This window comes from Hafnia alvei, assembly GCF_034424155.1.
In the GTDB taxonomy this organism is placed as follows: Bacteria; Pseudomonadota; Gammaproteobacteria; order Enterobacterales; family Enterobacteriaceae; genus Hafnia; species Hafnia alvei.
The window spans coordinates 4054348-4080935 of the sequence record NZ_CP139992.1 but is presented as its reverse complement, the minus strand read 5'-3'; the positions used below and the strand labels follow the sequence as shown (position 1 = coordinate 4080935).

Sequence of the window (26588 nt, the reverse complement as noted above, 5' to 3'; positions counted from 1 at the left end):
AGGCTGTTTTTCGATGCTTTGTTGATGAAGTTCGCCGCTCCGTTTCTCACTTCCGCTGCTTGCTCTGTTAACTTTGTTGAGTTTAAACGTAGTTGGTTAAAGGCAGTAGTATTTAAGTTATTAGGTCACTGCGCGTCAGCCCAGCAAGCAAGCGGATCCCTGCCTCGAAATTCCCGCACTTTTTTGGAATGGAATTTACGGATGTAGATTCCGCAATGCCTCTCTAACTCGGTTACTTAGTTCTTTGTCAGCGGTGAGATGACTGCTTTCCTTTCGTATTCGACCTTTCTTGTCGCGCTGCCCTACGCTGCTGAATGCGTGTGTGCCGCGTCCTGTTGTTGCGTCCATGTATGTGCGTATCCAGTTGATTGAAGTTAGCCGGAATAGATCTCCTTTAGCCATCTCTGCCGCTGGTATTGCACGACGGAACGTGAACAAGCTAGCTAGCGTTTCGAACTGGAAGTGTTGAATCGCGGAGAGAATACCCAAGCCATACCGCTGTAACGCATCACCCTGTAACGTCACCTCAACTCGAGCGCGTTGCTGACCAAGAGGCAGCGGCTGTTTTTTGTCGGTGCGCTTGTGATAGCAGTGCCATGAAACGGGTTCATTTTCGTTACCAATACGCAGGTTAAACACCGGGTTGATACGATCTCCCGGTTTATTCAGGAACTGATTGGCTTTTGTGTAACTGTTATATTGACGCTGATTGAGGCCCGGTGCTAACAGGCTTGTTTGTAGTCGGTATGTTAGGGCACGGGTTGCTCCGACAGATTGCTGTTTGTGCCAGAAGTCACAGCTAATCTCGATCCCGGCAATAGTTGGTTCAGAAGCAAAATGAAATCGTCTGGCTAACGCATCAAGTGTAGTGTTTAGCTTCTGATAGTTGTTCGCCAGCTCGTCATGAAAGCGAATGCGAAATGTGTTTGTAACATCACCCGGCTGTATGTCGATTGCGCCAGCCCACCAGCTATAAATCCCCGTTATTTCTCTCAACACAGCACGAACGTGTTGATGTTGTGTGCGGCTTACGGTGTGAATCTTAACATCGAGCCAGTCAATGACAGCAGTTGCCCTGAATTCATTCAGGGCATTTCCTAACTTCTGTTTACTTAGGCTCACTGTATATCCACCTCAGAATGCTGATGATGGCACCCGGACGCTCCAGTGGCGTTTATCTGTCGGATCGATCTCTACTTGCTGTATAGAAAGCATGTGTGGTTTAGCAGGTGAATGGCGCAGCAGTGATACTTTATCAATAAAATCTTGAACATCTGTTAGTCGATAAGCAGGACGGGGCAAACCGCTTCCTTGAATCCTACAAAAAGGAAGCAAAGTTAAGCCGTAATAAGAAGATTTTCCACGACGCATATCAGCTAATACATCTTCCCAAGAGCGGAGGTTACCTAGCTGGAATCTGAGGAAAAAAGCAGTCTCGCTTGCTGAAAGAATATTCACAATCATTTTAATTTATCCCTCTTGACTCGGTTACATACATTTAGGCCATCAATTAATTCGCAGCTTAATTTTTCTGCTTGTTCAATTTCTAGCCGGAAAATTAGAAATGGATCATTTAAAATAATTTGTATGTATGGAGACTGCGTAACCTCATCAACTTGAGGAATGATACTGGCTTCCCATTGTCTCCCAGTAATACCACCTTTTTGTTCACCAATACCGTAAGCTCGAAGCACCTCGGCTGCTCGGCCTTTTAATTCAATCTTTCCGAGTTGTCGCGTTTTCTCAAACTCGATAAATTTTTTGAGTTCCTCTGGTTCATAGTGCGCAGATCTCATACCAATCACGTTATGAAATGGGATGCGATAAACTGTCCGGCGTGAATGGTTACGATTATTAGTTAACCATTGCTGCCAATATTTTATTGAATGACCTGGTAAAGCTTCATGCAATCGCTCTGCTGCCAATTTGCTGCTAAGTAGCTCCATTCGATCCCCTACCTCAACTCAAAATGTGTGAGTATTTTATGATCTAATCATTAACTGATCAAGTGTTGATTTGATTTTGTTTTGATGTATGCTGACCACACATTAAACGTTCGATTAGCAATGAGGTCAGCGACATGGCAAAAGGTAAGTTCATCGCTTACTACAGAGTTTCCACAGCTAAGCAAGGAAAGAGCGGCTTAGGGTTGGCGGCTCAACGGGAGGCAGTCTCCGCTTACATCAGAATCACTAATGCGGAAGTTGTCGACGAGTTTGAAGAAATTGAGACAGGTAAGGGTTCAAATGCTCTCGAAAGACGTCCACAACTACGTGCAGCACTGGCCGCGTGTAAGAAACAAGATGCTACTCTGCTAATCGCTAAGCTTGACCGCTTAGCCCGTAACGTGCACTTCGTTACCGGGCTAATTGAAACCGGGATTAACTTTGTGGCCGCTGATATGCCGCAAGCTGACAAGGTGATGATCCAGATGCATGCGGTTATGTCTGAGCATGAGCGCGACCAGATTAGCGCCCGGACAAAAGCAGCTCTCGCAGCCGCTAAAGCACGTGGTAAGGTTCTGGGGGTGGCGGGTAGTGCTAACCTCAAAAGTAACATTGAAGCCCGCCAACATGCGGCAGAGAGCTTCGCAGTGAATATGCGGCCGCTAATCGAAAGCATGAAAGTGCGCGGACTATCGCAGCGCAAAATGGTTGAAACGCTAAATGCTTCACGGACACCAGCACCGAAAGGTGGTGAGTGGGGATTGTCGCAGCTCCAAAGGGTGATTTCACGGCTAGGTTTATATTAATTTATTGTTAAGTAATGATTTTTTCCGAAAAAAAACAGTAGATGTTTGTTGATTTAGAAACCAGTTGGCTAGATACATTGACCAATAGAAACAACATGGTTACGATTGTGTTGGGCCTCAGGACCCGCATTTCTGAGATGTATACGTCTCGGCTTGTCGTGCCTTTACCTTTGACGCTAACGCGTCGCGCCGCCACGGGTTACTCGCGGTTGTTGGGGTCCTGAGTTGCCCTCTCATACCAGAAGGAGCATGAGCCAGTGATGGATACATTTTTCCCTTTTAATACCTCGCCAAAATATAAGATAGAAAACAATAAAGAATTAGCTGCGCTATTGGGTATTACTACTGCTAAGTTAACTTATTACGCCTATTATTTAAGTGATGATGATAAGTATCATTCATTCAAAATTCGTAAGCGAATTAATGGGGAAAGATTAATTGAAGCTCCAAATAGAGGGCTTAAAGATATCCAAAAAACAATTTCTCATTTTCTGGAGAGAAACTATACACCTCGTTCTTGCGTATTTGCGTATGTTAAAGAAAGAGATATAGTTGAACATGCCTCAATTCATGTTGGGCAACGATGGCTATTACGCCTGGATTTAAAGGATTTCTTCCATTCAATAAGTTCGGCTCGAGTTTCAGGAGTGTTAAGACGCGCTCCATTTTGCTTTGCTAAATCGCCAGCAAATACTGTAGCACGTCTTTGCACAAAAGATGGGCGCTTACCACAAGGTTCACCAGCTAGTCCAGTGATTAGTAACATCCTTTGCAAGGGATTAGATTATAAACTTAAGCAACTAGCTTCCTCAAACAAGTGTTACTACACTCGATATGCTGATGATATATTTATCTCTAATAATGGAAGTGTATTCCCTTCGGCAATAGCAATAAGAGGCGACGATGGTAATGTAGAGCTTAGTGAAGCAATAAAAAATATTATTATAAATTCTGGTTTTGAAGTGAATGCTGGTAAGACGACTCTTCGTAAAAAATCCGAGAGGCAACTTGTTACCGGAGTTGTAGTTAACAAAAAAACCAATATACCAAAGGAGTATATAAAGTCTATCCGTGCAGGACTTTATGCATGGGAAAAATTTGGCTTGGACGCTGCTGAAGAATATTGGAAGAAAGAAATAGAAAGATCTAATAAATTTGATGCTCAACCGCCACAAATGAGATTGGTAATACGCGGTAAAATAATCCATGTTGGTCATGTAAAAGGATATACCGATGCAACTTTCCTTACACTTGTTAGACGATTACAAGCACTTGATAGCGAATTTAAAATTGATGAGCAGAAATTTCGACGAGAGATAACCGACGAAATTCATATTTATACCGAGGGTGTGACGGATACAAAACATTTCCAAGCTGCGCTGAATGCATTTCAAAAGCGTGGTGAATTCCTTGATTTGAAAATAATATTCAAAAACTCAAGCAGACCTGGAAGCGCAAGTCTTAAAACGCTGTGTGAAAACCTGCGAGAAACATCACAAAAACATCTCACTTTATGCATCTTTGATAGAGATGAAAAAAATATAGTAAATGAGATGAGTGGTTCTCCGGGTAATTACAGAGATCACGGGAATAACGTATTTAGTCTAATCATCCCTATTCCTGAATTTAGAAAGGGGAATGACTCAATATGTATTGAGAATCTGTATCAAGACTCGTTACTTTTTACTTGTGATAGCGAGGGAAGGCGTTTGTATTTTAAGGATGAGTTCGACAACCTTAACTGTCATAAAACTGATCCTAATCTCTTCTGCCGGATTAGCAAGAGTTCTCTTGTGTATGACGACAATGTGATTAATCTCTCAGAGAGGAAAAATGTAGCATTGCCTAAAAACAAATTTGCAGATTATGTTTGCAGCGGCCAACCACCTTTTAATAATGTCGATTATGGTGGTTTTTATGAGGTTTTCAAACAAATACTTGAAATAGCCTCTACTTATAATAAGTAGATTTTTAATGATGAATGAGTAATAGATAAATTAATTAAAAAGTTTTTTTAATCGAACTGTTTTTATTGTTTGCTTTGTTAGTAAAGAAGAAAGCATCTTTAGGATACTTTCTTCAAAAATATTGGGAAGCATTACTCACTCAAATGCCGCAGCGATAATTTCTCCGGTGTTAGCGTTGAAAATACAAAAGTATTGGAGTGGCGTTAATATTCCTAAACTGTTTATCGCTTTAGCCTGTTGACCGAAGATCTGTATAGTTCGTTTGGTCTGGTCGTGCCAAAGATATTTTTCAAAAATCTGTTGTGATGCGTTTTCCAACCATATATGGCGAAATTCTGCTTTTTCATCAATTGCCTGCTTGCACTTTCTTACGGGGTTATAGTGCGCTTTCGCATAACATTCCGGGCTGTTATTTGAACATCTGACGTTTTGCTTATTTACCGTTTGTTCCGCTCCTATAGCGGAAAAAGCGCTTACGCCAAGCATCAGTGTGAGAGTTGCAAGAACGCCCCATGATATAGCACGTAGCGTGTTAATCTGCCGTTTCGATGTAACGTGAGCGACTACATTGTAACTGGCCCAACCAAGCACGGCACCCATTGCCATCGGTAATAAAAAGTATGATCCCGTCATGATTCCCTCGTTTTCCAAACCACATCTACCTGATAGAGAATGCTGGCTTCGCCCAGCCGATAATGGTCATCATACTTGTTGGGTTCATAATGTCACTATTGATGTTCATTTTGAATCTAATGGCGGAGGGATGAAAGATGTTGATGATGGTGATGTTGCTCACAAAGGAAGTTGTTAGATTCGAAATGTCTCAATTGGAGCGTGGCCTTACAGAGGTCAAACTTGCACATTCAGGGCATGAAGAAATCTTTAAGAATCCTGTTTGGACAACGAGTAAAAGAGTTGCGCATCGCCACCGGAATGAGCCAGGAAGCGTTTGCTGATCTATGCGGATTTGCGAGAAGCTATCTGAGTAGAATTGAACGTGGTGGCTCCAATGCGTCTCTTGATGCGATTGAGGTGCTGGCTGATGCCTTGAGCGTCGAGCCGTGGGAGTTGTTATCGTCAGACTCATCTGAAGATAACGATCCGGAAATTCTGGTTCCTTATGCGGCTGATGGCTCATGTTTTCATCCAGATCTGGCAAGCACCCGCGATGGTTCGTTTGGCGTTGGCGATAAAGCCTCTCAGAAGCGTTTTGGCACGTTTTCCGAAGCACTTGAGTATTTACGTAGCATGGAGACTGCAAAGTGGCGTAGGCCCAATGCTAGTGGCAATTGGGGTATTGTGTCAGCGGTGCGTTGGGACAAACTGAGAAAGTAGAGCAAGTGTAAGATTAAGAATTCTAATGCTGTATAAATGAACTGTATTCATTCGATGCTAGTAGTATCCCGTTTCATCAGCTTTTTGTTTCTATAAGAGTGGATGAAATACGAAAATTCAGGTGCGTTACATAGGCGTTTCGGTTGCATTTCATACAAATGATTAACCTCTTATCTCATGATTTTCACACTTTTCGTATGAGAGGATGATCATACACTTTAGAGGAAAGAGGGATGATTAAAGGAATTTTGAATATCAGTGGGTTGGGAGTTTATGAAAATTATACTCAGCCTGCTGGGATGCAAGAATTCGGTGTTAAGAATTTAATATACGGCTGGAATTACTCAGGTAAGACAACTCTTTCAAGGCTGTTCGCACAGCTCGAGAGTAAAACGTTAAATCCTGATTTGCAAGGGTGTTCATTTACACTTTCTACTGATGGGGATAGGATCACACAGGATAATTTCACACAGTCAAATTTAATTATCCGAGTATTCAATTCGGATTTTATTCGAGATACTCTAAATTTTAGTGGTCAGAATTTTAGACCAATTCTTCTTCTGGGCAAAGACTCTGAAAAGGCTCAGGAGAAGCTTACTCACTACGAAGATTTAACCAAACGAACTCTCGCAAGAATTAATGCGTTGAATAAAGAACAAGAAGAGCTTGAGTCTAATTTTTCCTCTGCTAAAACTACTACGGCTGCAAAAATTAAAAAGACACTTGGTCTTATAGAAACATACACTGCACGTCATTTATCAAGTGATATGCAAACCATCACAGACAACAATAATTCTCAACTTCTAGACGAGGATAAACTGCGGGATGATTTAAAGCTTGCATTGACTCCTGATAACGTTCGACCGCTAACAGTAACTAGAATTAATTTAACCCCATCAATTTCTCCTCTGTATAAAGAAGCACGTGAAGTGCTTGCGACAACACCAAGTCTCAGCAATACCATCAAACATTTAGAGGAAAATCCCCTTATTGAAAAGTGGGTTGAATCTGGCTTGCATTTTCATTCGGATAAAGAAACATGCGAGTTTTGCGGAGGTTCTTTAGATAGTGAGAGATTATCAGCTCTGAAAGCGCATTTCTCTAAAGACTTAGCAGAGCATAAAAATAGAGTCGAGCGCCTATATAATAAAATTAAGGCTACATTAATAAATTTAGACTTGCCAAAAGAAGCTGAATTTAATGCTCAATTTCGTAGTAGATACCGTGCTTCTGTTCAACCGTTAACCAACTCTGTTGGAACATTTAACGATGCAGTTGAGATATTGGCTAGTGATGTCCAAAAAAAAATCGATTCTCCTTTCAAATCGCTCGAACCGCAAGCATTGCCAGAAGACCTTATAGATGCTATTTCCAATGCTGTAGATAATATCAATCAGGTGATTGAGGATAACAATAAACTAGCAGCGAATTTTGTAACGGAGAAAAAACGGGCTGTAGGACGTGTTAAACTTCACTTTGTTCAGGAATTTATAAATGAACAAAATAAAACTGGCCGTGATATAAAATTAAAATGGCTGGGTGCTAAGAAAGAACGCCTTGCTAGATTTGAATCAATCCTTAAAAATGAGTCTGACACTCAGAAGGCTATAATAAGTTTGGCTCAGTTGGGGCGTGAGGAAATCAATAAGAGATTATCTTCCATGCTTGGTAGTGAGGCTGTTCAAATTCGAGTCGTTCAGGATAATGGGCAAGAGCGCTTTCAGTTGGTCCGTAAAAATGGCAGGGTAGCAAAAAATCTTAGCGATGGGGAAAAGACAGCTATTGCCTTCTCTTATTTCTTGACAAAACTTAAAGAGTTAACTCCACAACAATTCAGTGACGCAATTGTCTATATCGATGATCCGATTTCTAGTTTAGATGCCAATCATATTTTTCAAATAACGGCAGCAATTCGCGAATTTTTCTTCCATCAGGTTCAGGCCAATGGGAATTTTGAATGGACAACACAGTGTAAACAGTTATTTGTATCTACTCATAATTTTGAATTTCTGCATTTGCTTAGAGAACTTAAACCAGATGGGCCTAGACAAGCTCGTATGTATTTAATTAAAAGGATAAGTGAGAACTCCACGACCTTCGGCAACATGCCTAGCTCTCTTGCTAAATATGCCTCTGAATATCATTTCCTTTTTGGTGTCATCCATAAGTTTCACAATGCTCCCGTCAAAACTGATCATGAGATACTTATGCTTTTACCAAATGCTGTTAGACGTTTCGTTGAATTATATACTTACTCTCGACTTCCCGGGATTTACAAGGGCACAGTAGACCAACGCGCTGAGATACTTTTTGGCGATGAAAAGGCCAAGAGAATTCTAAAGGTTGTCCATTTCTTTAGTCATGCAAATAGCATAGAGCGTTTAGCTGGCAACAATGATTTAATTTTCGATCTGGAGCACGCAGTTAAAGATCTTTTTGACATGATTTCTGTTAACGATCCGTTACATTGGCAATCGTTGGTTGAATCGGTTTCTCCTTAGGTGTAACGGGCGGGCGCTCTGCATGGTGGTAATGATTTACTAGACCATCTTACAGAGCGCTACTACAATTTCCTTTCTCAATCATATGGTATGCGCGATTACAGTAGGTTACGGAGAGTTAGGTTCGAGTCCGGCCTTCGCACCATTAGTATGAAAATCAAGTCACCTCAGGGTGGCTTTTTTTATGCCTGAAATTCAGTCCCCGCAAGGTTTTGCTCCGTTTTTCAACCAGCCTAATTCAACCTGATTCAATCTACATTAGCTTACTGATGTGGGTACATCTGCGGGTATACTCGCCATTATATTGTTTATAAAAATACTCGTTGCGAACAGTCGGTTGCCTCATCGAGTCAGAGAACAGCAAACTTGAGTTCATTTGGTTTGAAGCACTTAAGTTCAGCTGATTTTATGAGATAATCTCGGCCAATATCATTTCGCATACAGTGTCTGACGCTCGCTAGATAGTCATCAATGATGGGTTTTCTTCTTGTTGGGGCTTTCCCCCAAAGCTTGGGCGTCGATTATTTTTCATAAGAAAAAGAGAACGCATTTACATGGCTAAATCACCAACCAAGAAAGCTGGCAAAGGCTTCGAAGAAACACTTTGGGATACCGCCAACCAGCTGCGCGGCAGCGTGGAGTCTTCCGAATACAAGCACGTAGTGTTGAGCTTGGTATTCCTGAAATTTATCAGCGATAAATTCGAAGCCAAGCGTCAGCAGTTAATCGACAACGGCCAAGAAGCCTTTGTTGATATGGATGTTTTCTATCAGCAGGATAACGTCTTCTTCCTACCGCCAGAAGCCCGCTGGTCTTATGTCAAAGCCCGCGCGAAGCAAGATGACATCGCGGTGATTATCGACACAGCCCTTTCTACTATAGAGAAACGCAATGCGTCGCTGACCGGTGCCTTGCCGGATAACTACTTCTCCCGTCAGGGGTTAGAGGTGAAAAGGCTCGCTTCGCTCATTGATACTATTGAAAACATCGACACCCTCGCCAACGAATGCGATCTGAGCGAAGAGGATCTGGTTGGACGCGTTTACGAATATTTCCTTGGCAAGTTTGCCGCCAGCGAAGGTAAAGGCGGCGGTGAATTCTATACCCCGAAAGCCGTGGTGACCTTGCTTGCTGAAATGCTCGAACCCTATCAAGGCAAGATCTATGACCCATGCTGTGGTTCTGGCGGTATGTTTGTGCAGTCCCTCAAATTTGTTGAAAGTCATCAGGGTAAGAGCAAGGACATCGCTATTTACGGTCAGGAATTGACCAGTACCACCTATAAGTTGGCCAAAATGAACTTAGCGGTGCGTGGGCTTTCCGGCAATTTGGGAGAGCGTCCGGCTGATACTTTCTTTGCCGATCAGCACCCAGATCTCAAGGCTGATTTCATCATGGCCAATCCACCGTTTAACCTGAAGGACTGGCGCAACGAGGCGGAGCTCACCAACGATCCGCGCTTTGCGGGTTTTCGCACTCCTCCAACCGGCAACGCTAACTATGCTTGGATCCTGCACATGCTCTCCAAGCTGAGTGAAGACGGCACCGCGGGGTTTGTGCTGGCCAATGGTTCCATGAGTTCGAATACCAGCGGTGAAGGCGAGATCCGCCAAAAGCTGATTGAAGATGACCGTATCGAATGCATGATCGCCTTGCCGGGGCAGCTGTTCTTCACCACCCAGATCCCGGTATGCCTGTGGTTTATCAGCAAAAACAAACAAGCTAATCCTCAATATGGCTACCGCGATCGTCGCGGTGAGACCCTGTTTATTGATGCCCGCAATCTCGGCACTATGGTAAGCCGTACTCAAAAAGAGCTGACTAAAGAGGATATCGCCACCATCGCTGATACCTTCCACGCTTGGCGCAGCAGCGAGAGCGAACTCAAGCGTCGCATCGAGGCCAAGGAGATCGGTGTCGAGCAATATCAGGATCAGGCCGGTTTCTGTAAAGTTGCGACGCTTGATGATATGAAGGCCAACGACTTTGTGCTGACTCCGGGCCGCTATGTGGGAGCTGCTGATATTGAGGATGATGGGATTGCTTTTGAAACCAAGATGCAGGAGCTGACCCAAACGCTTTATCGACAGTTGGATGAAGCGGTAACGCTGGATCAGGCGATCCGCGCCAATATGGAGGCGCTGGGGTATGGAAAATAAAACAACATTAATGACTCTTGGCGATGTTTGTTACATAACTGATGGCGCCCATGCAAAAGTTGAGCGACAAGTATCCGGTATTATGTATTTAACGTCGAAAAATATTGGTGACGGAAAATTAAAACTTGATAATTTTGATTTTATCTCTGAATCAAGTTTTTCAAAGCTATTTACGAATACAAAAAAAGCACAAAGGAAGTTACAAGCTGGCGATGTGCTGATGGGAATCATAGGGACATTCGGGAATTGTTATTTATACAAGGAAACGGATTACTTTGGGATTTCAAGTTCCGTTGCAATACTGCGTCCGGCCCAAAGTAAATTGCTGCCAGAGTACCTGTATTACTACATATCAAGTGCCTCGTTCAAAAAAATCTTAGAGAAATTTAAAGGTGGTTCAGTTCAAGGCTATACAAATATTGCAACTATTAAAGCTTTACCGATTCCCATACCTTCGCTTGAAACACAAAAAGTAATTATTGCTAATCTTACGCCACTAGACAAAAAAATAACTCTCAATTGCCAAGTCAATAAGACCCTAGAAAATATGGCACAAACCCTGTTTAAATCCTGGTTTGTAGACTTCGATCCCGTGGTTGATAACGCGTTGGATGCAGGCTTTTTCGAGCAGGATTTAGAATTCTCTGATGAGCTGCTACGCCGTGCTGAGGCCCGCAAAGCCGTGCGCGAAAGTGCCGACTTCAAACCATTGCCGGAGGATATCCGCCAGCTATTCCCTGCAGCTTTTGAGGAGTGCTCTGAGCCTTCACTTGGTTTGGGGGGTTGGGTGCCGGAAGGGTGGTTGGAAACAAAACTTTCAGAGTTAGTTGATACTGTTTCAAAAACCTATCCGTTAAAAACAGTTGATGAGGTGATTTTCCTTAACACCGGAGATATTGAAAATGGTAATTTTCTTCACGCAAATTATTCTAAAGTAGATGGATTGCCTGGACAGGCAAAAAAATCAATTCGAAAAGGTGATATTCTTTTTAGTGAAATTAGACCGAAAAATAAAAGATTTGCTTATGTGGGGTTTGAATCAAACAATTATGTAGTTTCAACGAAATTAATGGTGTTAAGAGCTAAAGATGTTTTTAACCCATTGTTTGCATATTTTTTGTTAACGCTTAATCAAACTACAGATGAACTCCAAAGAATTGCTGAACTTCGTTCAGGAACATTTCCACAGATAACTTTCAATGAATTGTCATTGATACAATTTGTTCTTCCCTCAACTGGGGGAATAATGGAGAGATTTGTCTCACTTTATTTAGAACCTTTCTTTGAAAAGTCGTCTTCAAATCGACAAGAAAATGAATCGTTAGTCAATCTTCGCGACACCTTGCTACCTAAACTGATTTCCGGCGAGATTCAACTTAACGAAAATGGAGCTGAGATCGCAAACGCGGTATTGATATAAACAGTTCATCTGCCCCACTGTTTACCTGCGGTGAGGCAGCATTTGTTATCTGATCGGCCATACCGACAACAACACGAATAAGAAGCCATTGCCATGAGCCATATTTTCACGGAAGCGAAGCTGGAACAGGCCATTATCTCCCTACTGGGGCAGCACTCGAATGCGGAGGGCCAACCCTGTTACCCTCATTTTGTGGGTGGCAATGTGCCGCGCAAAGAAAAAAGTGAGGTGCTGATTACCGATGACCTGCGCCAGTATTTAGCCAACCAGTATCAGGCAGAGGGGATCACGGAAGGGGAGATTTCTCACATCCTCCATCAGTTGCAGACGCTTCCTGCCAGCGACCTCTACCAGAGCAATAAAACCTTCTGCCACTGGCTCAGCAACGGCTTTTTACTTAAACGTGAAGATCGTAATAAGAAAGACCTCTATATTGAGCTGATGGATACCCGCACCTTGTCAGAGCAGTTAGCCAGCTTATTTACATGGCATGGCGAAGAGATGGCCGAGGTGGGCAATAATATCTACCGGTTGGTCAATCAACTGGAGATAGAAGGCCAGACCCGTGACGGGGGGCTGCAACTGCGCATCCCCGATGGTATCTTGTATGTGAACGGCCTGCCGCTGGTAGTCTTCGAGTTTAAGTCGGCGGTACGTGAAGAAGAGGCCACCACCTATGACGCTTGGCGCCAACTTTGTGTGCGCTACAAGCGCGATATTCCTAAGCTATTCGTCTATAACGCGCTGTGTATTCTCAGCGACGGGGTGAACAATAAGCTGGGAAACCTGTTTGCCCCTTACGAATTCTACTACGCTTGGCGCAAGGTGAACGGTAATGAATCCACCGAGCAAGATGGCATCAATGGTCTTTACACTCTAATCCAAGGGTTATTTCATCCGGTCCGTCTGTTGGACGTGTTAAAGAACTTCGTTTTCTTCCCAGACACCAGCAAACAGGAAGTGAAGATCTGCTGTCGCTATCCGCAGTATTACGCCGCCCGCAAGCTTTACTACAACATTAAAAAAGAGCGCAAGCAGATAGCGGCCAACGGCGAGAATATCGGTGGCACCGGTAAAGGGGGAACCTACTTTGGTGCTACTGGCTGTGGCAAGAGCTACACCATGCAGTTCTTGGCCCGCCTGCTGATGAAGAGCGTCGATTTTGCCAGCCCGACCATTGTTCTGATTACCGACCGTACCGATCTCGATGAACAGCTCGCCAAGCAATTCTGCAATGCTACCGCTTTTATCGGCGATGCGGTGATTGAACCGGTCACCAGCCGTCAGGATCTGCGAGACAAGCTGGCCGGATGCGCTAGCGGCGGGGTATTCCTGACCACCATTCACAAGTTTACTGAAGATATTCAACTGCTCTCCAATCGCAGCAATATCATCTGTATTTCTGACGAAGCCCACCGCAGCCAGATCAACCTCGACCTAAAGATCAGCATTGATGCTGAAAGCGGAACGGTGAAAAAGACCTACGGTTTTGCTAAGTATCTACACGACTCGCTGCCTAACGCGACCTATGTTGGCTTTACCGGCACCCCTATCGACGCCACTCTGGATGTGTTCGGCCCTACCATCGATAGCTACACGATGACCGAATCGGTTAACGATGAAATCACGGTGCGGATTGTCTACGAAGGGCGAGCCGCCAAAGTGGTGCTTGATAACAGTAAGCTGGAAGAGATCGAGCAGTACTACCAAGAATGCGAAAAACTGGGTGCCAGTGAACACCAGATTGAAGAGAGCAAGAAAACCACGGCCAATATGAACTCCATCTTGGGCGATCCGGATCGCATCGAAGCATTGGCCAAGGATTTCGCCCAGCATTACGAAAAACGGGTGACGGAAGGCTCGACTATCAAAGGCAAGGCGATGTTTGTTTGTGCCAGCCGCGAGATTGCCTACGATTTCTATAAGAGACTGAAACTTCAGCGCCCCGAGTGGTTCGAGGCGAAACAGGCTATCGATGGTGTCACTCTGACCGAGCAAGAGAAAAATGAATTGATGAGTCTTCCTCTGGTCAACATGGTCATGACCCGAGGCCAAGACGATGATGAGGCCATGTATAACTTGCTCGGTACTAAGGAGTACCGCCGTGAGCTAGACAAACAGTTCAAGAACCCTAAGTCCAACTTCAAAATTGCCATTGTGGTGGACATGTGGTTAACCGGTTTTGACGTGCCCGAACTTGATACCATTTACATCGATAAGCCGCTACAAAAGCACAATCTGATTCAAACGATCTCGCGGGTAAACCGCCGCTTTGAGGGCAAAGAGAAGGGCTTGGTAGTCGATTACATTGGCATCAAAAGTCGAATGAATATGGCGTTAGCGATGTACTCGAAGGCTGATAAATCCAACTTTGAAGATATCCAACAGTCGCTGAGTGAGGTGCGTAATCACCTGCATCTGCTTGCTCAGGTGTTCCATACTTTCGATAGCCGGGGTTACTTCTCTGGCACACCGACGCTACAGCTGGAATGCCTTAACCGGGCCGCCGAGTTTGCTTTGCGGACCAAGAAGATTGAGCTGCGTTTTATGGGATTGGTGAAACGCCTGAAAGCCGCCTATGACGTTTGCGTGGGTAGTGAAGAGATCACTCAGGATGAGCGTGAGCGCATTCATTTCTATCTGGCCGTGCGTTCTATTGTCTACAAACTGACTAAGGGCGATGCGCCGGATACCGCGCAGATGAACCAGAAAGTGCGTGAGATGATTGCCGAGGCGCTCAAGGCTGAAGGGGTAGAAGAGATCTTCACCTTAGGCGAAGATAAAGCCGAGACTATCGACATCTTTGACGACGAGTACATGGCTCGTATCGGCAAGATCAAGTTACCTAATACCCGAATGCAGCTGCTGCAAAAGATGCTGGCAAAAGCCATTAGCGATTTCCAAAAGGTGAACCAGCTGCAAGGCATTAATTTCTCCAAGCGTTTTCAGGCATTGGTTGAACAGTACAACCAGCGCAAAGAGAACGATGTGCTCAACGGTGAAGAGTTCGACACGTTCACTCAGCAGATGGCCGACATGATCTACGATATTAAGACCGAGATGATGTCGTTTGCTGATATCGGCATCGACATGGAAGAGAAGGCGTTTCTCGATATCCTTGCGCATATGTGCGAAAAGTACGATTTCACCTATGACAAAGATAAGATGTTGGAATTAGCCAAGGATATGAAGGTGATTGTCGACGACAGCGCCCAGTACCCTGACTGGAGCAACCGCGATGACATTAAGGCCAAGCTGAAGGTAGATCTTATCCTACTGCTACACCGCTATGGTTTCCCTCCTGTGGCCAATGATGAGGTCTACAAAAGCGTGCTAGAGCAGGCGGAGAACTTCAAAAAGTACCTGCAGAGCTGATTGATCAAATTGAGGTTTGGCATGACGTTTCATGTAGAGCTGAATACTGCCTCAAACTGAGCTGACTCTGATGGTATAAAAACTTCAGAGTCATTTTTAAAGCGAACCGCCCAAGGGCTATTTAATAATTAAATTTACCTAGAGTTAGACTAGGGGGCGAATGTCAGAAACGTTCCGACACTTCGTACCTTTTAATAATGTTTTACCCTGCTGAGAGGCTATTAAATTATTGATTTGAGTGCATGCTAGCTAAAACCGATTGAATATATAAATTCGTTTTTATATTAGTATTTTTATAATACTCCGTTGATTAAGTTGATTAAGTTGATTAAGTTGATTTAATGAGTCCGGCCTTCGCAATAGTCTGAAAATCAAGTCATTTAAAGATCATGCCGGTCACCTTACGTGACTGGCATCAGGCGTCTGGGCTATTTTCACGGCCTCTAAATAATCCTCAATCCATTGAGCATCTTGCTTAATGAAGCAGACCATCACCCTAATTGCTGTGGCGTAAAAACCGAAGCTATCACGCTGGCCGCAGCGTTGAGAAAAATAGGGTAACCAGCTTAAAAGATGTTGTTTTAGGAATTGGCTCTGCTGTTCTAATCCTTCTGCCGTATCGCTGTTTTTTGTTATCAGAACTTCCATCAGCGCGAGCTGGATGGCGAGATGATCGGGGGCTTCGTTGTTTTGTGGTGCAAGCTCATAACCAACCAGCCATTGCTGCATGATTTTGCGCGCTTCATGCGAGGTGGTGTGCGGGTAGTGTCCCGCATAGGGTGAAACGCCAGCAGGAGGGGGAATTAAAAACAATGAAGCGAAATCTGCAGCGAGTTCAAGCTGGCGATCTTTGCGTTTTAATGCCGTGCGTAGGCGGAGCTGGAACTGTTGTACGTCCAACCACAGTTCTGGAATAGACTTCAGCGCCCTAAGTCGCGCCTGAGTATCGTCATCCCGCATATGGATGAGTGCCTCTTCAGTCAGTTCCTGATAAAGAATTTGAGCGAACCAGCGATAAATACTGGCCCGTTGCCGGGCCATCTCATTAAGCAGTGGCATGAGGTTCCTCTTTACCGGTGGTGAGTTGTATTTCATGCGGCCCTCCAAATCCTGTCACGTTAGGCAGTTCGCCCTTGTAACGTTCTACCTGCACTAGCGTGGTGTGGGCAGAGGGGCCTTGCGACAGGCTGGATGTGCCAATATCTGCGCTCAGGACATTCGGATCACCATAGGTACATAATGTGCCGCTCTTGCCGCCTTCCTTCGGGGAATACCATGCCCCTTCGTGAATACGAACCACGCCCGGTGCATAATCTGGGCTTATTACTACGCCTGCCAGAACCTGTCCGCGAGCGTTAAATACGCGCGCAACATCACCGTTTTTGAGCCCTCGGGTTTTAGCATCTTCCGGACTGATATATAGCGGCTCGCGATTTGCGACGGTGTAGGTTTTACGAAAGCTATCGCTTGAGCAAATTTGTGAATGCAGGCGTTTGTCGGGGTGACACGATTGCAGATGTAAAGGATGCTGCTCTGCACCGTGGCCTCCGTGGTTACGTTCAAAAGGCTCCATCCATACTGGGTGCCCAGGGCAATCTTGGTAATGAAAGTCGGCAATGGTTTTGCTGTAGATTTCAATCAGGCCAGACGGGGTTCCTAACGGGTTGAGATCGGGCTGATCGCGAAAATCGCCGTGGCGTACCCAGGGCTTACCCGCTGGATATTCGATATAACCTTCACCATTCCAGAAGGTGTCAAAATCAGGCATGGTTACACCGATGGCGGCCCCTTGAGTAACTCCTTCTTCATAAATGGCTTTTATCCATTCCATCTCACTGCGTTTTTCGCTGTACACCTCATCACGACCAAAGCGTTTACATAAATCAGTGAATACATCAAAGTCATGACGAGCTTCATATTGCGGTTTCACTATCTGACGAATCGCCATCAGCCCTTTATTGGAGTGTGTACCAAATTGCTCGATATCGTTTCGTTCATAACGTGTGGTGACGGGGAGTACGATATCGGCAAAACGACACGACGCTGTCCACTGATGATCCAGCACTACCACAGTTTCTAGTTTTTTCCACGCCTCGATCATACGGTTGCGATCCTGCTGTGCGTGGAAGGGGTTGGCCGCACTATAAATAGCCATTTTAATGTCGGGATAGGTAATGGTTGTACCGTTGAACTCGACCTTTTTTCCCGGTGAAAGTAGGCAATCGACGATACGCGAAACAGGGATCTGTTCTGAAGCACCGCGGAAGTCGGCAGCATGGATCGGGGCTGGGGGATTGTTGATACTGCCCAAACCGGATAGCACAGGCCCAAGAGAGGTTACGGTACCACCGCCATTGTAATGCCAGCCAAATCCCACGCCGCCGCCCGGTAGGCCAATTTGTCCTACCATGCTGGCTAGCACCACCAGCATCCAGGGGTATTGTTCCCCGTGATGCATACGTTGTGCACACCAGCCCCCCATAAACTGAGTTCGCCCTTTGACCAGCAACCGGGCGAAATCACGAATGTTTTCAGCGCTCAGCCCGCATATTTTTGCTGCCCATTCAGGATTTTTAGGCTGGTTATCGTGCTCTCCTAACAGGTAGGGAAGGAACTGTTCAAAGCCCACGCAGTAATCTTTGATGAATGCAGAGTCATAGAGCTTTTCTTGATACAGCGTCCAAGCCACGCCTAACATCAGTGCGACGTCAGTCTGTGGGTTGAGCGCTAATTGCTCACAGCCTAGATAGTTCTGCGTTTTACTGCGCACAGGATCGACGCTGATAACACGCATTTTACCCTGTGCCACGCGCTCTTTAATCTGTTGCCAATAATCAAATGGCTGATGATCGGGAACCAGGTATTCGATTTGTAGGTTTTTGATCGGATCGCAGCCCCAGAGTACGATGGTATTGGTGTTTTCAATGACCAGCGGGAGTGAGGTTTGTTGCTCATACACTTCCAGCGATCCCATCACGTGGGGCAGAATGACCTGGGCTGCCGCAGCCGAATAATCCCCCACCGTGGTGACATAGCTGCCGTGCAGACCCAGCCCACGGTCCATGGCACCACCTGCTTTATGCAGTTTACCGATCATCTGCCAGTCAGCTAGCCCGGTGAACACACCGGATGAGCCAGTCTCTTTTTGTACTCGCTCAAGTTCCTGATACACCAAATCTAACGCCTGATCCCAGCTCACGCGAACAAAACGATTATCGCCACGCTGGCTGCGGTCAGATTTTTCGCGTTGGCGTAGCCAGTCTAAACGCACCATCGGGTAACGCACTCTGGAAGGGTTGTAAACGATTTCCCGCACGGCGTTGAGCATGTCGCATGGGTATTTGTCGTGTTTGAAAGGGCGGGTTTCTATCCATTCGCCGTTAACCACTTTGGCTTCAAAAGCGCCAAAGTGCGATCCCGACTGGAGCCATTGCTCAGGCATTTCTCCGGCGGCCCAGACCTTGCCGATCAGAGGGTTGGGGGCCAGAATACTTGCCGCGCCTGTAGCCAGAACACCTGTCATAAACCGGCGACGGGATAGTTTGAAATCATTAAGTTCCATGTCAGTTCCTCGTTTTAATGAGTCGGGTTGTCAGTGGTGTCATTGGCGTGGGTTTGCAGATACTTCAGCAAGGTGCGCTCCTCCTGTGATGTCAGGCGATAGTAGGCTGACATCGCTTTTAATCCTGCAATCCAACCATTGGCATTAAAACGGGTCGTTGGAGGAACGCTGTGACAGGCGCTACAGGTGGACTGGAACATCTGGTCGGCATATTGCCAAACGGGTTCAATGCTGGCTGAGAATCCTTCTGAAGATGTCCAGGCAACAACGCTAATTTGCTGCCATTCCTGATGAGAGTCTGGATCAATCTGGGTCTTCAGAATTTTTACTGCTGGTAGCAATGATGGATCTAGCACGGCGGCAAATACCCGTTTACCCGGATATTGCGTTATCACGCGGCCACGTCCCACGCTTTCGCGCCAGCCAACGATCTGGATCTCTACCTGATCATCGAGTTTTTTCAGTACGGTAACCTGAGTCGCTGGCATCAAAAGGGCTTTTCCGGCCGGAGATGAAGCTGTGGCGGTGATGGCTTTTTCACCTAAGGTATACAGCGTGCTCTCGTCTGGTAAGGATGCACTTTGCCGCTGCAGCTTTTCATACTGGACCCGGAAACCATTGCTCATATTCGGCTTGTGGTGCGCAATTCCCTTATGGCAATCAATACAGTTACTGTCTTTCAGTGCCGCTGGCGTCATTTGCATCGCGGCGTTGGATGACTGTTTTGTGTGATCCATCGCGCCATAGCTATGGCAGGATTTGCAGGCCGCAGAGCGGTTTTCGGTCATCCTTGTCCATTCCCGCTGCGCAAGCTCCGCGCGTTTGCTTTGGAACTTCTCAGGCGTATCAATCGAAGGGGAGATAAACTCGTGATAGATATCGTTTAGCGCTTCCGTTTTACGCACTAACGTGGGAATGATGCCCGGCGGGATATGGCAGTCTTTGCACTCAGCCCGTACGCCAGAAGCATTTTTAAAATGAATGCTTTGCTCATATTCCTGACCCACCGTACTCATGGTATGGCAGGACAAACAGAATTCTGTTGAGCTGGTTTGGTGGACTCCCTGCCAGCCTCCCCAGATAACGACCAACATAGCGAGTGCCCCGGCAGCAACTAGCCAGAGTGATTTTTTGCGTATCAACGACATTATCAAGTTGCCTCAATCCTTGTAATTTTGCCGTTAAACTAAAGGAGAAACGATCGGACGCATTAGATACGGCCGCGGTGTGTCATAGGGCCAGCCTGCTCAGCATGCGTAGCGTCAAATACTGATCGGGGATGTTGACGTAGAGTGTGCAAATTGATTCTGGCAGTCTCTAAGAGGTAGGTTATTTTGATATGGGATATCGAGCTTGATAAAACCTGTGGTATGCCTCTGCAATCACAAATCTTCCAATACTATTATCAAGCAATCACACTTGGTGAATGTGTCGCGGGCGATATGCTGCCATCTATACGTATGTTGGCTGGAAAATTACAGATAGCGCGAATTACGGTCGTGCTCGCGTATGAAAAATTGATATCTGGCGGCTATATTAAAAGCCGTCCGGGTATTGGTTATCAGGTCATATTTGATAGACCCATAGAGATGGCGCTTCAGGAAATACCTTATTCCATAGGGCCTGAACCAACTGGGTTAATCGCCGCGGAGGTTCCGGGGGATTTATATAACCAGCCAACGGCTGAGCTTTATTGTCGGATGAGTATTCCCGATCCTAATGCGTTCCCTTGGTCAAGCTGGCGGAAATGGAATAACGCCCCTTCATACCTCAAAGAGCAATTAGCAACGCGCTATCACTCTCCGCAAGGATTGCTTTCTCTGCGTCAGGAGATTGTGCGCTATTTACGCTTGTCGCGCGCAATTAATACCCAGCCGGAAAATATTATTATCACAAATGGTACACAGGAAGGGCTGTCGTTATTAACTCAGCTTTTCGTACTTAATCAGGCCAGAATCAATCTTTCACGTTGCCATATAGTCACAGAATCGCCATGTTATTCAGGAGCCTGGCATTCGTTCAATTATTACGGTGCACAGGTCACCGCGGTAGATGTCGATGAGCAAGGGATATGTGTTTCCCGAATGCCTGAGTGTTCAACCCAACTTTGTTATGTCACTCCTTCACATCAGTATCCGCTGGGGAGCAAGCTTTCACTCTCTCGGAGAAAAAAATTATTACTTTGGGCACAACGCGTAGGGGCTTATATCATCGAGGATGATTATGATGCCGTTTTCTCATGGGAGGAAAAGCCGCTATCTGCGCTGAAGTCGATGGACAGTTGTGACCGGGTTATCTATGCCGGAACGTTTTCCAAAACTCTGGGGCCGGGTATTCGTTTAGGATATCTGGTTTGCCCAGATTCGATTCTTGAATCGGTGCAAAGTATGAAGGCGCTAAATAACAGTGGGAGTAACTGGTTATTCCAGCAGTTCCTAGCTGAGTTTATGCATAATCAGGTTTTTTATACCCATTTAAGTAAATTATCCTGTGTTTATGAAGAACGTCAGCGCTTATTACACGAAGGTTTACTACGTTTGTTTCCTGAAGGGAAAATATGGGGACATGCGGCAGGGTTACACTTAACGCTAATCACACCGCTTTCCGTTGAGTTTATTCAAACGTTACGCCAGCGTTGTTTGCGCGCAGGTGTGCGCTTTGACACGTTAAATGAGATGGCCAATGGCTCTGAATGTCTATGGCAGCAAATGAATAACCAGTCGGTGATACTCTTTGGGTTTGGAAGTTTGAATTTACAGCAGTTACAAAAAGTACTTACCGTTATTGAGCAGGAAATGAATAGCCTACGGGCCGAAGGTGTGTCAATAAACGCCGTTGCTTAAGGAAATAAGTCTCAGATAAACATAAAAAATATGCTTACGAGTGCTAGTTATTGTATCGGTGAAAAAATATTCGTGCTTGGCGATAGAGAATCAAGGATACCCGCCAACGACGAGCCAATATGACCGTGTTCATAGGGTGCTCGCTAATCCTCACCTACCTTGTGAGAGTCGAAATAGCGTCTCATTGCTATTATTGATACGTTCTATTTAAGAGTATCGAAACATTTAACCCGCGGAGAAGTGTGATCCGCATTAGAAAAAGTTTTAAGATAGATCTTTCCCCAACTGTTACTGCAACAGTGAAATTCGCGTAAGGCTCTCGCTATGTGTGTGAACACGCTCGAAAAACATGCCCCTTTCGGTACGTTGTTAGGTTATGCCCCCGGTGGCGTAGCGATTTACTCCTCGGATTATGACTCCCTTGAAAACCTTGACCAGATGGATGATGCGGCATTCCGTCACTATCTGGACAAAGAGTACATGGGGTATAAGTGGCAGTGCGTCGAGTTTGCCCGCCGCTTCCTTTATCTCAACTACGGCACCGTGTTTACCGACGTGCGCATGGCCTACGATATTTTTTCGCTGCGCTATCTGCGTCAGGTCGTGAACGATAATATTCTGCCGCTACAGGCATTTGCCAACGGCTGCGAGCGCTTGCCGGTGGCGGGTTCTTTGCTGATTTGGCAGCAGGGCGGTGAGTTTGAGCATACGGGGCACGTCGCGATTATCACTCAAGTGTTGGAAGACCGCATCCGCGTGGCGGAGCAGAACGTGATCCACCATCCGTTGCCCGCAGGGCAGCAGTGGACGCGTGAATTGCCACTGGTGTGCCAAGACGGCAAATACGTGATTCAGGATACCTTCGACGACACCGAAATATTGGGTTGGATGACCCAAACCGCTGACGATAGTTTTAGCCTGCCGCAGCCGCAGATCCCTGCGCCGTACCTGGCTATCCACAGCGAGCGCGTAGAAAATCGCGGCCAGTTTAGCGGCGCGTGGTTGAACGAGCAGGATCCGTTGCAGCATACCTACGTGCAGGCCAACGGCGGCCATACGTTGAACGCCGATCCTTACCGCTATTTCACAATCTCACGCAGCGCGGAACAAGAGCTTATTCGTGCCACTAATGAGCTGCATCTGATGTATCTGCATGCCACGGATAAAGTGCTGAAAGATGACAATCTGCTGGCGCTGTTTGATATCCCTGAAGCGCTGTGGCCGCGCCTGCGTCTGTCTTGGCAGCGCCGTCGTCATCATATGATTACCGGTCGTCTGGATTTCTGTATGGATGAGCGCGGGCTTAAAGTCTATGAATACAACGCGGATTCCGCGTCGTGCCACGCTGAAACGGGGCTGATTCTAGGCCAATGGGCAGAGCAGGCCGGAGACGTTCTCGGCGGAGATCCGGGTGAGCATTTGCTGGATGCGTTGGCGAACACTTGGAAACACAGCGACGCCAGCCCATTCGTTCATATCCTGCAAGATCATGATGCTGAAGAGAGCTATCACGCGCAGTTTATGCAGCGCGCATTAGCCAAAGCCGGTTTTGAAAGCAAAATTCTGCACGGTTTAGATGAGCTGCACTGGGATGCGTCTGGTCAGTTGGTGGATGGCGATCATCGCCCTGTAAACTGTGTGTGGAAAACGTGGGCATGGGAAACCGCGCTCGATCAGCTGCGTGAAGAGAGCGAAGCGGAGCACTCGGCGCTGCCCATTCGTACCGGACATCCGGAAAACAGCGTTCGCTTGATCGACGTGTTGCTTCGTCCTGAAGTGATGGTCTTTGAGCCGCTGTGGACGGTGATCCCAAGCAATAAAGCCATTTTGCCGGTGCTATGGTCGCTGTTCCCGCACCATCGTTATCTGTTAGACGCCGACTTTGAGCTAAACGCAGAGCTGGAGCAAAGCGGCTATGCGGTGAAACCGATTGCCGGACGCTGCGGTAACAACATCGGTTTGATCAGTCATGAAGATCAGGTGCTGGATGAAACTTCCGGTAAGTTCTCCGAACAGAAAAATATCTACCAGCAGCTGTGGTGTCTGCCTGAAGTGGCGGGGCGTTATATTCAGCTGTGTGCGTTTACTGTTGGCGGTCATTACGGCGGTGTATGCGTGCGTTCAGAGACGGGCTTAGTGATTAAGAAAGAGAGTGATATCGATCCGCTACGGGTGATTGATGATAAAGATTTTATTCGTTAATCGACGCTAAAAACTGACGTTATCGGCGTGCCATATCTGTGTGTGGCGCGCCGTTTTTCGTTATGCGATCAGTTAAGCAACGCTTAACTGATTTCCCCTCTCGACTTATTCAACATTATCCTTGACCAATGACAAGGCAGCCCCACGCTTAGCTTCTTTATAATCGAGCCCGTTTTTCTTCTCACTGGTGTGAAAGCATGGCTTATCAACTCAATCTTAACTGGCCCGAATTTCTTGAAAAATACTGGCAAAAACAGCCAGTTGTATTAAAAAATGCCTTCCCGAACTTTGTTGATCCTATCACGCCGGATGAGCTGGCGGGTTTGGCGATGGAGCCGGAAGTCGATAGCCGTTTGGTTAGCCATAAAAACGGTGAGTGGCAGGCCAGCAACGGGCCTTTCGAAGATTTTGATGGCTTGGGCGAAACCGGCTGGTCGTTACTGGCTCAGGCCGTTAACCACTGGCATGCGCCATCTGCCGAGCTGGTACGTCCGTTCCGTGTGTTGCCGGACTGGCGTTTAGACGATCTGATGATCTCCTTCTCCGTGCCGGGCGGCGGCGTTGGACCACATATCGATCAGTACGATGTCTTTATCATTCAAGGTATGGGCAGCCGTCGTTGGCGCGTGGGCGATAAATTGCCGATGCGTCAGTTCTGTCCACATCCAGCGCTGTTGCACGTTGATCCGTTCGAACCGATCATCGATGAAGATCTCGAGCCGGGCGATATTTTGTATATTCCACCGGGCTTCCCGCACGATGGTTTCACCCATGAAACCGCGATGAACTACTCCGTTGGCTTCCGTGGACCAAACGGCAGAGATTTAATCAGCAGCTTTGCTGACTATGCGTTGGAAAACGATCTGGGTGGCGAGCACTACAGCGATCCTGATTTGACCTGCCGCGATCACGTGGGTCGCATTGAAGATTATGAAGTTGACCGCCTGCGCGGGATGATGATCGAGATGCTGAACCAGCCGGAAGATTTCAAACAGTGGCTGGGTCGTTTTGCGACTACGCCGCGTCATGAACTGGATATTGCGCCTGCGGAACCGGCTTATGAACCTGATGAAATTCTTGATGCGCTGCTGGGCGACGAAGTTTTAACCCGCTTAAGCGGTCTGCGCGTGCTGAACATTGGCGATAGCTTCTTTGTTAACAGCGAACCAATGAAAGCGGTTGAACCAAAAGCCGCCGATGCGCTGTGTCGTTACACCAGCGTAGGCAAAAAAGAGCTGGGTGATGCGCTGAACAATCCGGCCTTTGTGGCTGAGCTGACTGATTTAGTGAATCAGGGCTATTGGTATTTTGATGAGTATTAATCGTTTTCATTGATACTCAAATCATTCTAAAAGGGATAGCGATGGCTATCCCTTTTTTCTATCTGCTATTCAGCACTATCCGCATTTTTCATTTGAAATAGGCGGTTGTTGGCCTGTTCATACAGTTCGAACATCACTGGAATCACGTGTGCAGAGGCTTTCAGCCATGCGCCAATCTGCCCGAGACTTTCTTGGGGAATTTGGTTTCCACTTTCTAGTGATTCACTCAAATACAATAATCCATGACACAGTCCTTCAGCTGATTCGGCGGCAATTCCGCTGAGATCGTACAGCTGCGTGTCGATTAACGGTTCGAATGACAGATCGGAAATCAGGGAACGGAAAACGGTGATGGAGTTGTCGTGGATTGTAGTTTGAGAAAAAGTGTCAGTCATCGTTTGTGTCTCGTGTAAGTAAGAATTAGATAGCCACTTAAGACGCTAAACTTGGGTGGCAGCTCAGACAGGGTTAGCGTCACCGGCTTACACGGTCCGGTGCTTCTCTCGAAGCCCCTGCCTGAGCCACCATAATTTAGGGTGAATCAAAGCGTGCGGCATTATCACATAACACCACAGTGTAAGTCTCGGAACGCTAACTCCGGCTACGGATTTTGCCGCAGCCAGATGAATATATGCCTGAGATTTTGCCAATGAAATAGGCTGGATGGATTTACAGGCAGTTGTAGTTAAATATGGAATCGTGTTCGCAAGAAACGAGGAGAAAAGCCTAAGCAAAGTGGCTCATAATAGCTGCCTATAAGGAGAGCTCATTTATGGAAAAAAAATTGTTTAATGATTTGCTTAGCAGCATTAATGAAATGGTTGCTATCGAAAAGGGTGAGACGGCAGTAAATCCAGAAAATGTACACCGTCACGCGATCCCTGATGTGAAATCAATTCGCAAAAGTATCGGCCTGAATCAGGCTGAGTTTGCAAAAATGATTGGTGCTAGCTCAGCAACGATACAAAGCTGGGAGCTAAATCGCCGAGTGCCGAGTGGTATAGCGCTAAGAATGCTATGTCTAATAGAAAGAAATCCGAAAGTAGTTGAAACACTGAGAGCTATTTAGGTTTCATCAAGCCTTCGAACGCCAAATGGATAATTAATCCCTTCAAGGGCCGCATCCCCCGCAGCCCTTAGTCATCTCTAC

Annotated in this window: 19 protein-coding genes; 11 read left to right on the top strand and 8 right to left on the bottom strand. The window is 46.2% G+C overall.

Going from position 1 to position 26588, the window contains the following annotated elements; translation table 11 throughout:
- Nucleotides 1-195 precede the first annotated feature (195 nt).
- The 3 genes from U0008_RS18875 to U0008_RS18865 form a co-directional block, all read right to left on the bottom strand.
- On the bottom strand, nt 196-999 hold the full coding sequence (locus U0008_RS18875; RefSeq protein ID WP_227660065.1) for a hypothetical protein: 804 nt from the start codon (nt 997-999) through the stop codon (nt 196-198).
- A gap of 135 nt (nt 1000-1134) precedes the next feature.
- Entirely contained in the window at nt 1135-1464 is a 330-nt protein-coding gene (locus U0008_RS18870) for a hypothetical protein (protein WP_039184715.1), read from the bottom strand.
- The gene (locus U0008_RS18865; RefSeq protein WP_121626080.1) at nt 1461-1946 is read right to left on the bottom strand and encodes a hypothetical protein; all 486 of its coding nucleotides are present in this window, start codon (nt 1944-1946) and stop codon (nt 1461-1463) included. Before U0008_RS18865 ends, U0008_RS18870 begins: the two co-directional genes overlap by 4 nt.
- Before the next feature lie 134 nt (nt 1947-2080).
- Here U0008_RS18865 and U0008_RS18860 point away from each other — a divergent pair, with 134 nt between their 5' ends.
- Nucleotides 2081-2752 carry a recombinase family protein gene (locus tag U0008_RS18860; protein ID WP_039184718.1) on the top strand — a complete coding sequence of 224 codons (672 nt, stop codon included), beginning with the start codon at nt 2081-2083 and terminating at the stop codon, nt 2750-2752.
- 260 nt (nt 2753-3012) lie between these two features.
- Complete coding sequence (locus U0008_RS18855) at nt 3013-4719, top strand: reverse transcriptase domain-containing protein (RefSeq protein WP_039184720.1); 1707 nt, start codon at nt 3013-3015, stop codon at nt 4717-4719.
- A 135-nt stretch (nt 4720-4854) separates the two neighbouring features.
- Here U0008_RS18855 and U0008_RS18850 read toward each other — a convergent pair whose 3' ends face one another.
- Nucleotides 4855-5352, bottom strand: coding sequence for a hypothetical protein (locus U0008_RS18850; RefSeq protein WP_039184723.1), 498 nt, complete (start codon nt 5350-5352; stop codon nt 4855-4857).
- A 237-nt stretch (nt 5353-5589) separates the two neighbouring features.
- On the opposite strand from U0008_RS18850, the gene U0008_RS18845 reads away from it, so the two are divergent.
- The 5 genes from U0008_RS18845 (at nt 5590) to U0008_RS18825 (ending at nt 15509) form a co-directional block, all read left to right on the top strand.
- Nucleotides 5590-6054 carry a helix-turn-helix domain-containing protein gene (locus U0008_RS18845; protein WP_039184727.1) on the top strand — a complete coding sequence of 155 codons (465 nt, stop codon included), beginning with the start codon at nt 5590-5592 and terminating at the stop codon, nt 6052-6054.
- Nucleotides 6055-6287: 233 nt separating this feature from the next.
- Nucleotides 6288-8555, top strand: a complete 2268-nt coding sequence (locus U0008_RS18840; protein WP_043489084.1) for an AAA family ATPase — start codon at nt 6288-6290, stop codon at nt 8553-8555.
- Nucleotides 8556-9109: 554 nt separating this feature from the next.
- Nucleotides 9110-10714, top strand: coding sequence for a class I SAM-dependent DNA methyltransferase (locus tag U0008_RS18835; protein ID WP_043489087.1), 1605 nt, complete (start codon nt 9110-9112; stop codon nt 10712-10714).
- Nucleotides 10704-12134, top strand: coding sequence for a restriction endonuclease subunit S (locus tag U0008_RS18830; protein ID WP_051874029.1), 1431 nt, complete (start codon nt 10704-10706; stop codon nt 12132-12134). The genes U0008_RS18835 and U0008_RS18830 overlap by 11 nt, the downstream gene beginning before the upstream one ends.
- Nucleotides 12135-12227: 93 nt before the next feature.
- A complete protein-coding gene (locus tag U0008_RS18825; RefSeq protein ID WP_043489089.1) occupies nt 12228-15509 on the top strand; it encodes a type I restriction endonuclease subunit R in 3282 nt (1093 codons plus the stop codon).
- A 396-nt stretch (nt 15510-15905) separates the two neighbouring features.
- Here U0008_RS18825 and torD read toward each other — a convergent pair whose 3' ends face one another.
- Genes torD through torC form a run of 3 tightly spaced genes read right to left on the bottom strand, consistent with a single transcriptional unit; the run spans nt 15906 to nt 20219 of the window.
- The gene (torD, locus tag U0008_RS18820; protein ID WP_025798340.1) at nt 15906-16568 is read right to left on the bottom strand and encodes a molecular chaperone TorD; all 663 of its coding nucleotides are present in this window, start codon (nt 16566-16568) and stop codon (nt 15906-15908) included.
- Nucleotides 16555-19071 (bottom strand): trimethylamine-N-oxide reductase TorA, encoded by a 2517-nt coding sequence (torA, locus tag U0008_RS18815; RefSeq protein ID WP_043489091.1) that lies wholly within the window; start codon nt 19069-19071, stop codon nt 16555-16557. The genes torD and torA overlap by 14 nt, the downstream gene beginning before the upstream one ends.
- Before the next feature lie 14 nt (nt 19072-19085).
- Complete coding sequence (gene torC / locus U0008_RS18810; RefSeq protein ID WP_025798336.1) at nt 19086-20219, bottom strand: pentaheme c-type cytochrome TorC; 1134 nt, start codon at nt 20217-20219, stop codon at nt 19086-19088.
- Between the two features lie 189 nt (nt 20220-20408).
- Between torC and pdxR the strand changes: the two genes are divergently transcribed.
- The 3 genes from pdxR (at nt 20409) to U0008_RS18795 (ending at nt 25438) form a co-directional block, all read left to right on the top strand.
- The gene (gene pdxR, locus U0008_RS18805; RefSeq protein ID WP_051874031.1) at nt 20409-21914 is read left to right on the top strand and encodes a MocR-like pyridoxine biosynthesis transcription factor PdxR; all 1506 of its coding nucleotides are present in this window, start codon (nt 20409-20411) and stop codon (nt 21912-21914) included.
- Between the two features lie 324 nt (nt 21915-22238).
- Nucleotides 22239-24116, top strand: coding sequence for a bifunctional glutathionylspermidine amidase/synthase (gene gss, locus U0008_RS18800; RefSeq protein WP_043489094.1), 1878 nt, complete (start codon nt 22239-22241; stop codon nt 24114-24116).
- Between the two features lie 197 nt (nt 24117-24313).
- On the top strand, nt 24314-25438 hold the full coding sequence (locus U0008_RS18795) for a ribosomal protein uL16 3-hydroxylase (protein WP_043489096.1): 1125 nt from the start codon (nt 24314-24316) through the stop codon (nt 25436-25438).
- Between the two features lie 65 nt (nt 25439-25503).
- On the opposite strand, the gene U0008_RS18790 is transcribed toward U0008_RS18795, so the two are convergent.
- The gene (locus U0008_RS18790) at nt 25504-25833 is read right to left on the bottom strand and encodes a hypothetical protein (RefSeq protein WP_043489097.1); all 330 of its coding nucleotides are present in this window, start codon (nt 25831-25833) and stop codon (nt 25504-25506) included.
- Nucleotides 25834-26210: 377 nt separating this feature from the next.
- On the opposite strand from U0008_RS18790, the gene nadS reads away from it, so the two are divergent.
- Nucleotides 26211-26507, top strand: a complete 297-nt coding sequence (nadS, locus tag U0008_RS18785) for a NadS family protein (RefSeq protein ID WP_043489099.1) — start codon at nt 26211-26213, stop codon at nt 26505-26507.
- Nucleotides 26508-26588: the final 81 nt, after the last annotated feature.

What these genes read in the sequence shown, in the direction of transcription:
- U0008_RS18830 (WP_051874029.1), top strand. Translation starts at nt 10,704, where the DNA reads ATGGAAAATAAAACAACATTAATGACTCTTGGCGATGTTTGTTACATA.
- U0008_RS18795 (WP_043489096.1), top strand. Translation starts at nt 24,314, where the DNA reads ATGGCTTATCAACTCAATCTTAACTGGCCCGAATTTCTTGAAAAATAC.
- U0008_RS18790 (WP_043489097.1), bottom strand. Translation starts at nt 25,833, where the DNA reads ATGACTGACACTTTTTCTCAAACTACAATCCACGACAACTCCATCACC.
- nadS (WP_043489099.1), top strand. Translation starts at nt 26,211, where the DNA reads ATGGAAAAAAAATTGTTTAATGATTTGCTTAGCAGCATTAATGAAATG.
- U0008_RS18855 (WP_039184720.1), top strand. Translation starts at nt 3,013, where the DNA reads ATGGATACATTTTTCCCTTTTAATACCTCGCCAAAATATAAGATAGAA.
- gss (WP_043489094.1), top strand. Translation starts at nt 22,239, where the DNA reads ATGTGTGTGAACACGCTCGAAAAACATGCCCCTTTCGGTACGTTGTTA.
- U0008_RS18850 (WP_039184723.1), bottom strand. Translation starts at nt 5,352, where the DNA reads ATGACGGGATCATACTTTTTATTACCGATGGCAATGGGTGCCGTGCTT.
- torC (WP_025798336.1), bottom strand. Translation starts at nt 20,219, where the DNA reads ATGTCGTTGATACGCAAAAAATCACTCTGGCTAGTTGCTGCCGGGGCA.
- torA (WP_043489091.1), bottom strand. Translation starts at nt 19,071, where the DNA reads ATGGAACTTAATGATTTCAAACTATCCCGTCGCCGGTTTATGACAGGT.
- U0008_RS18860 (WP_039184718.1), top strand. Translation starts at nt 2,081, where the DNA reads ATGGCAAAAGGTAAGTTCATCGCTTACTACAGAGTTTCCACAGCTAAG.
- U0008_RS18840 (WP_043489084.1), top strand. Translation starts at nt 6,288, where the DNA reads ATGATTAAAGGAATTTTGAATATCAGTGGGTTGGGAGTTTATGAAAAT.
- U0008_RS18865 (WP_121626080.1), bottom strand. Translation starts at nt 1,946, where the DNA reads ATGGAGCTACTTAGCAGCAAATTGGCAGCAGAGCGATTGCATGAAGCT.
- U0008_RS18825 (WP_043489089.1), top strand. Translation starts at nt 12,228, where the DNA reads ATGAGCCATATTTTCACGGAAGCGAAGCTGGAACAGGCCATTATCTCC.
- torD (WP_025798340.1), bottom strand. Translation starts at nt 16,568, where the DNA reads ATGCCACTGCTTAATGAGATGGCCCGGCAACGGGCCAGTATTTATCGC.
- U0008_RS18870 (WP_039184715.1), bottom strand. Translation starts at nt 1,464, where the DNA reads ATGATTGTGAATATTCTTTCAGCAAGCGAGACTGCTTTTTTCCTCAGA.
- U0008_RS18845 (WP_039184727.1), top strand. Translation starts at nt 5,590, where the DNA reads ATGAAGAAATCTTTAAGAATCCTGTTTGGACAACGAGTAAAAGAGTTG.
- U0008_RS18835 (WP_043489087.1), top strand. Translation starts at nt 9,110, where the DNA reads ATGGCTAAATCACCAACCAAGAAAGCTGGCAAAGGCTTCGAAGAAACA.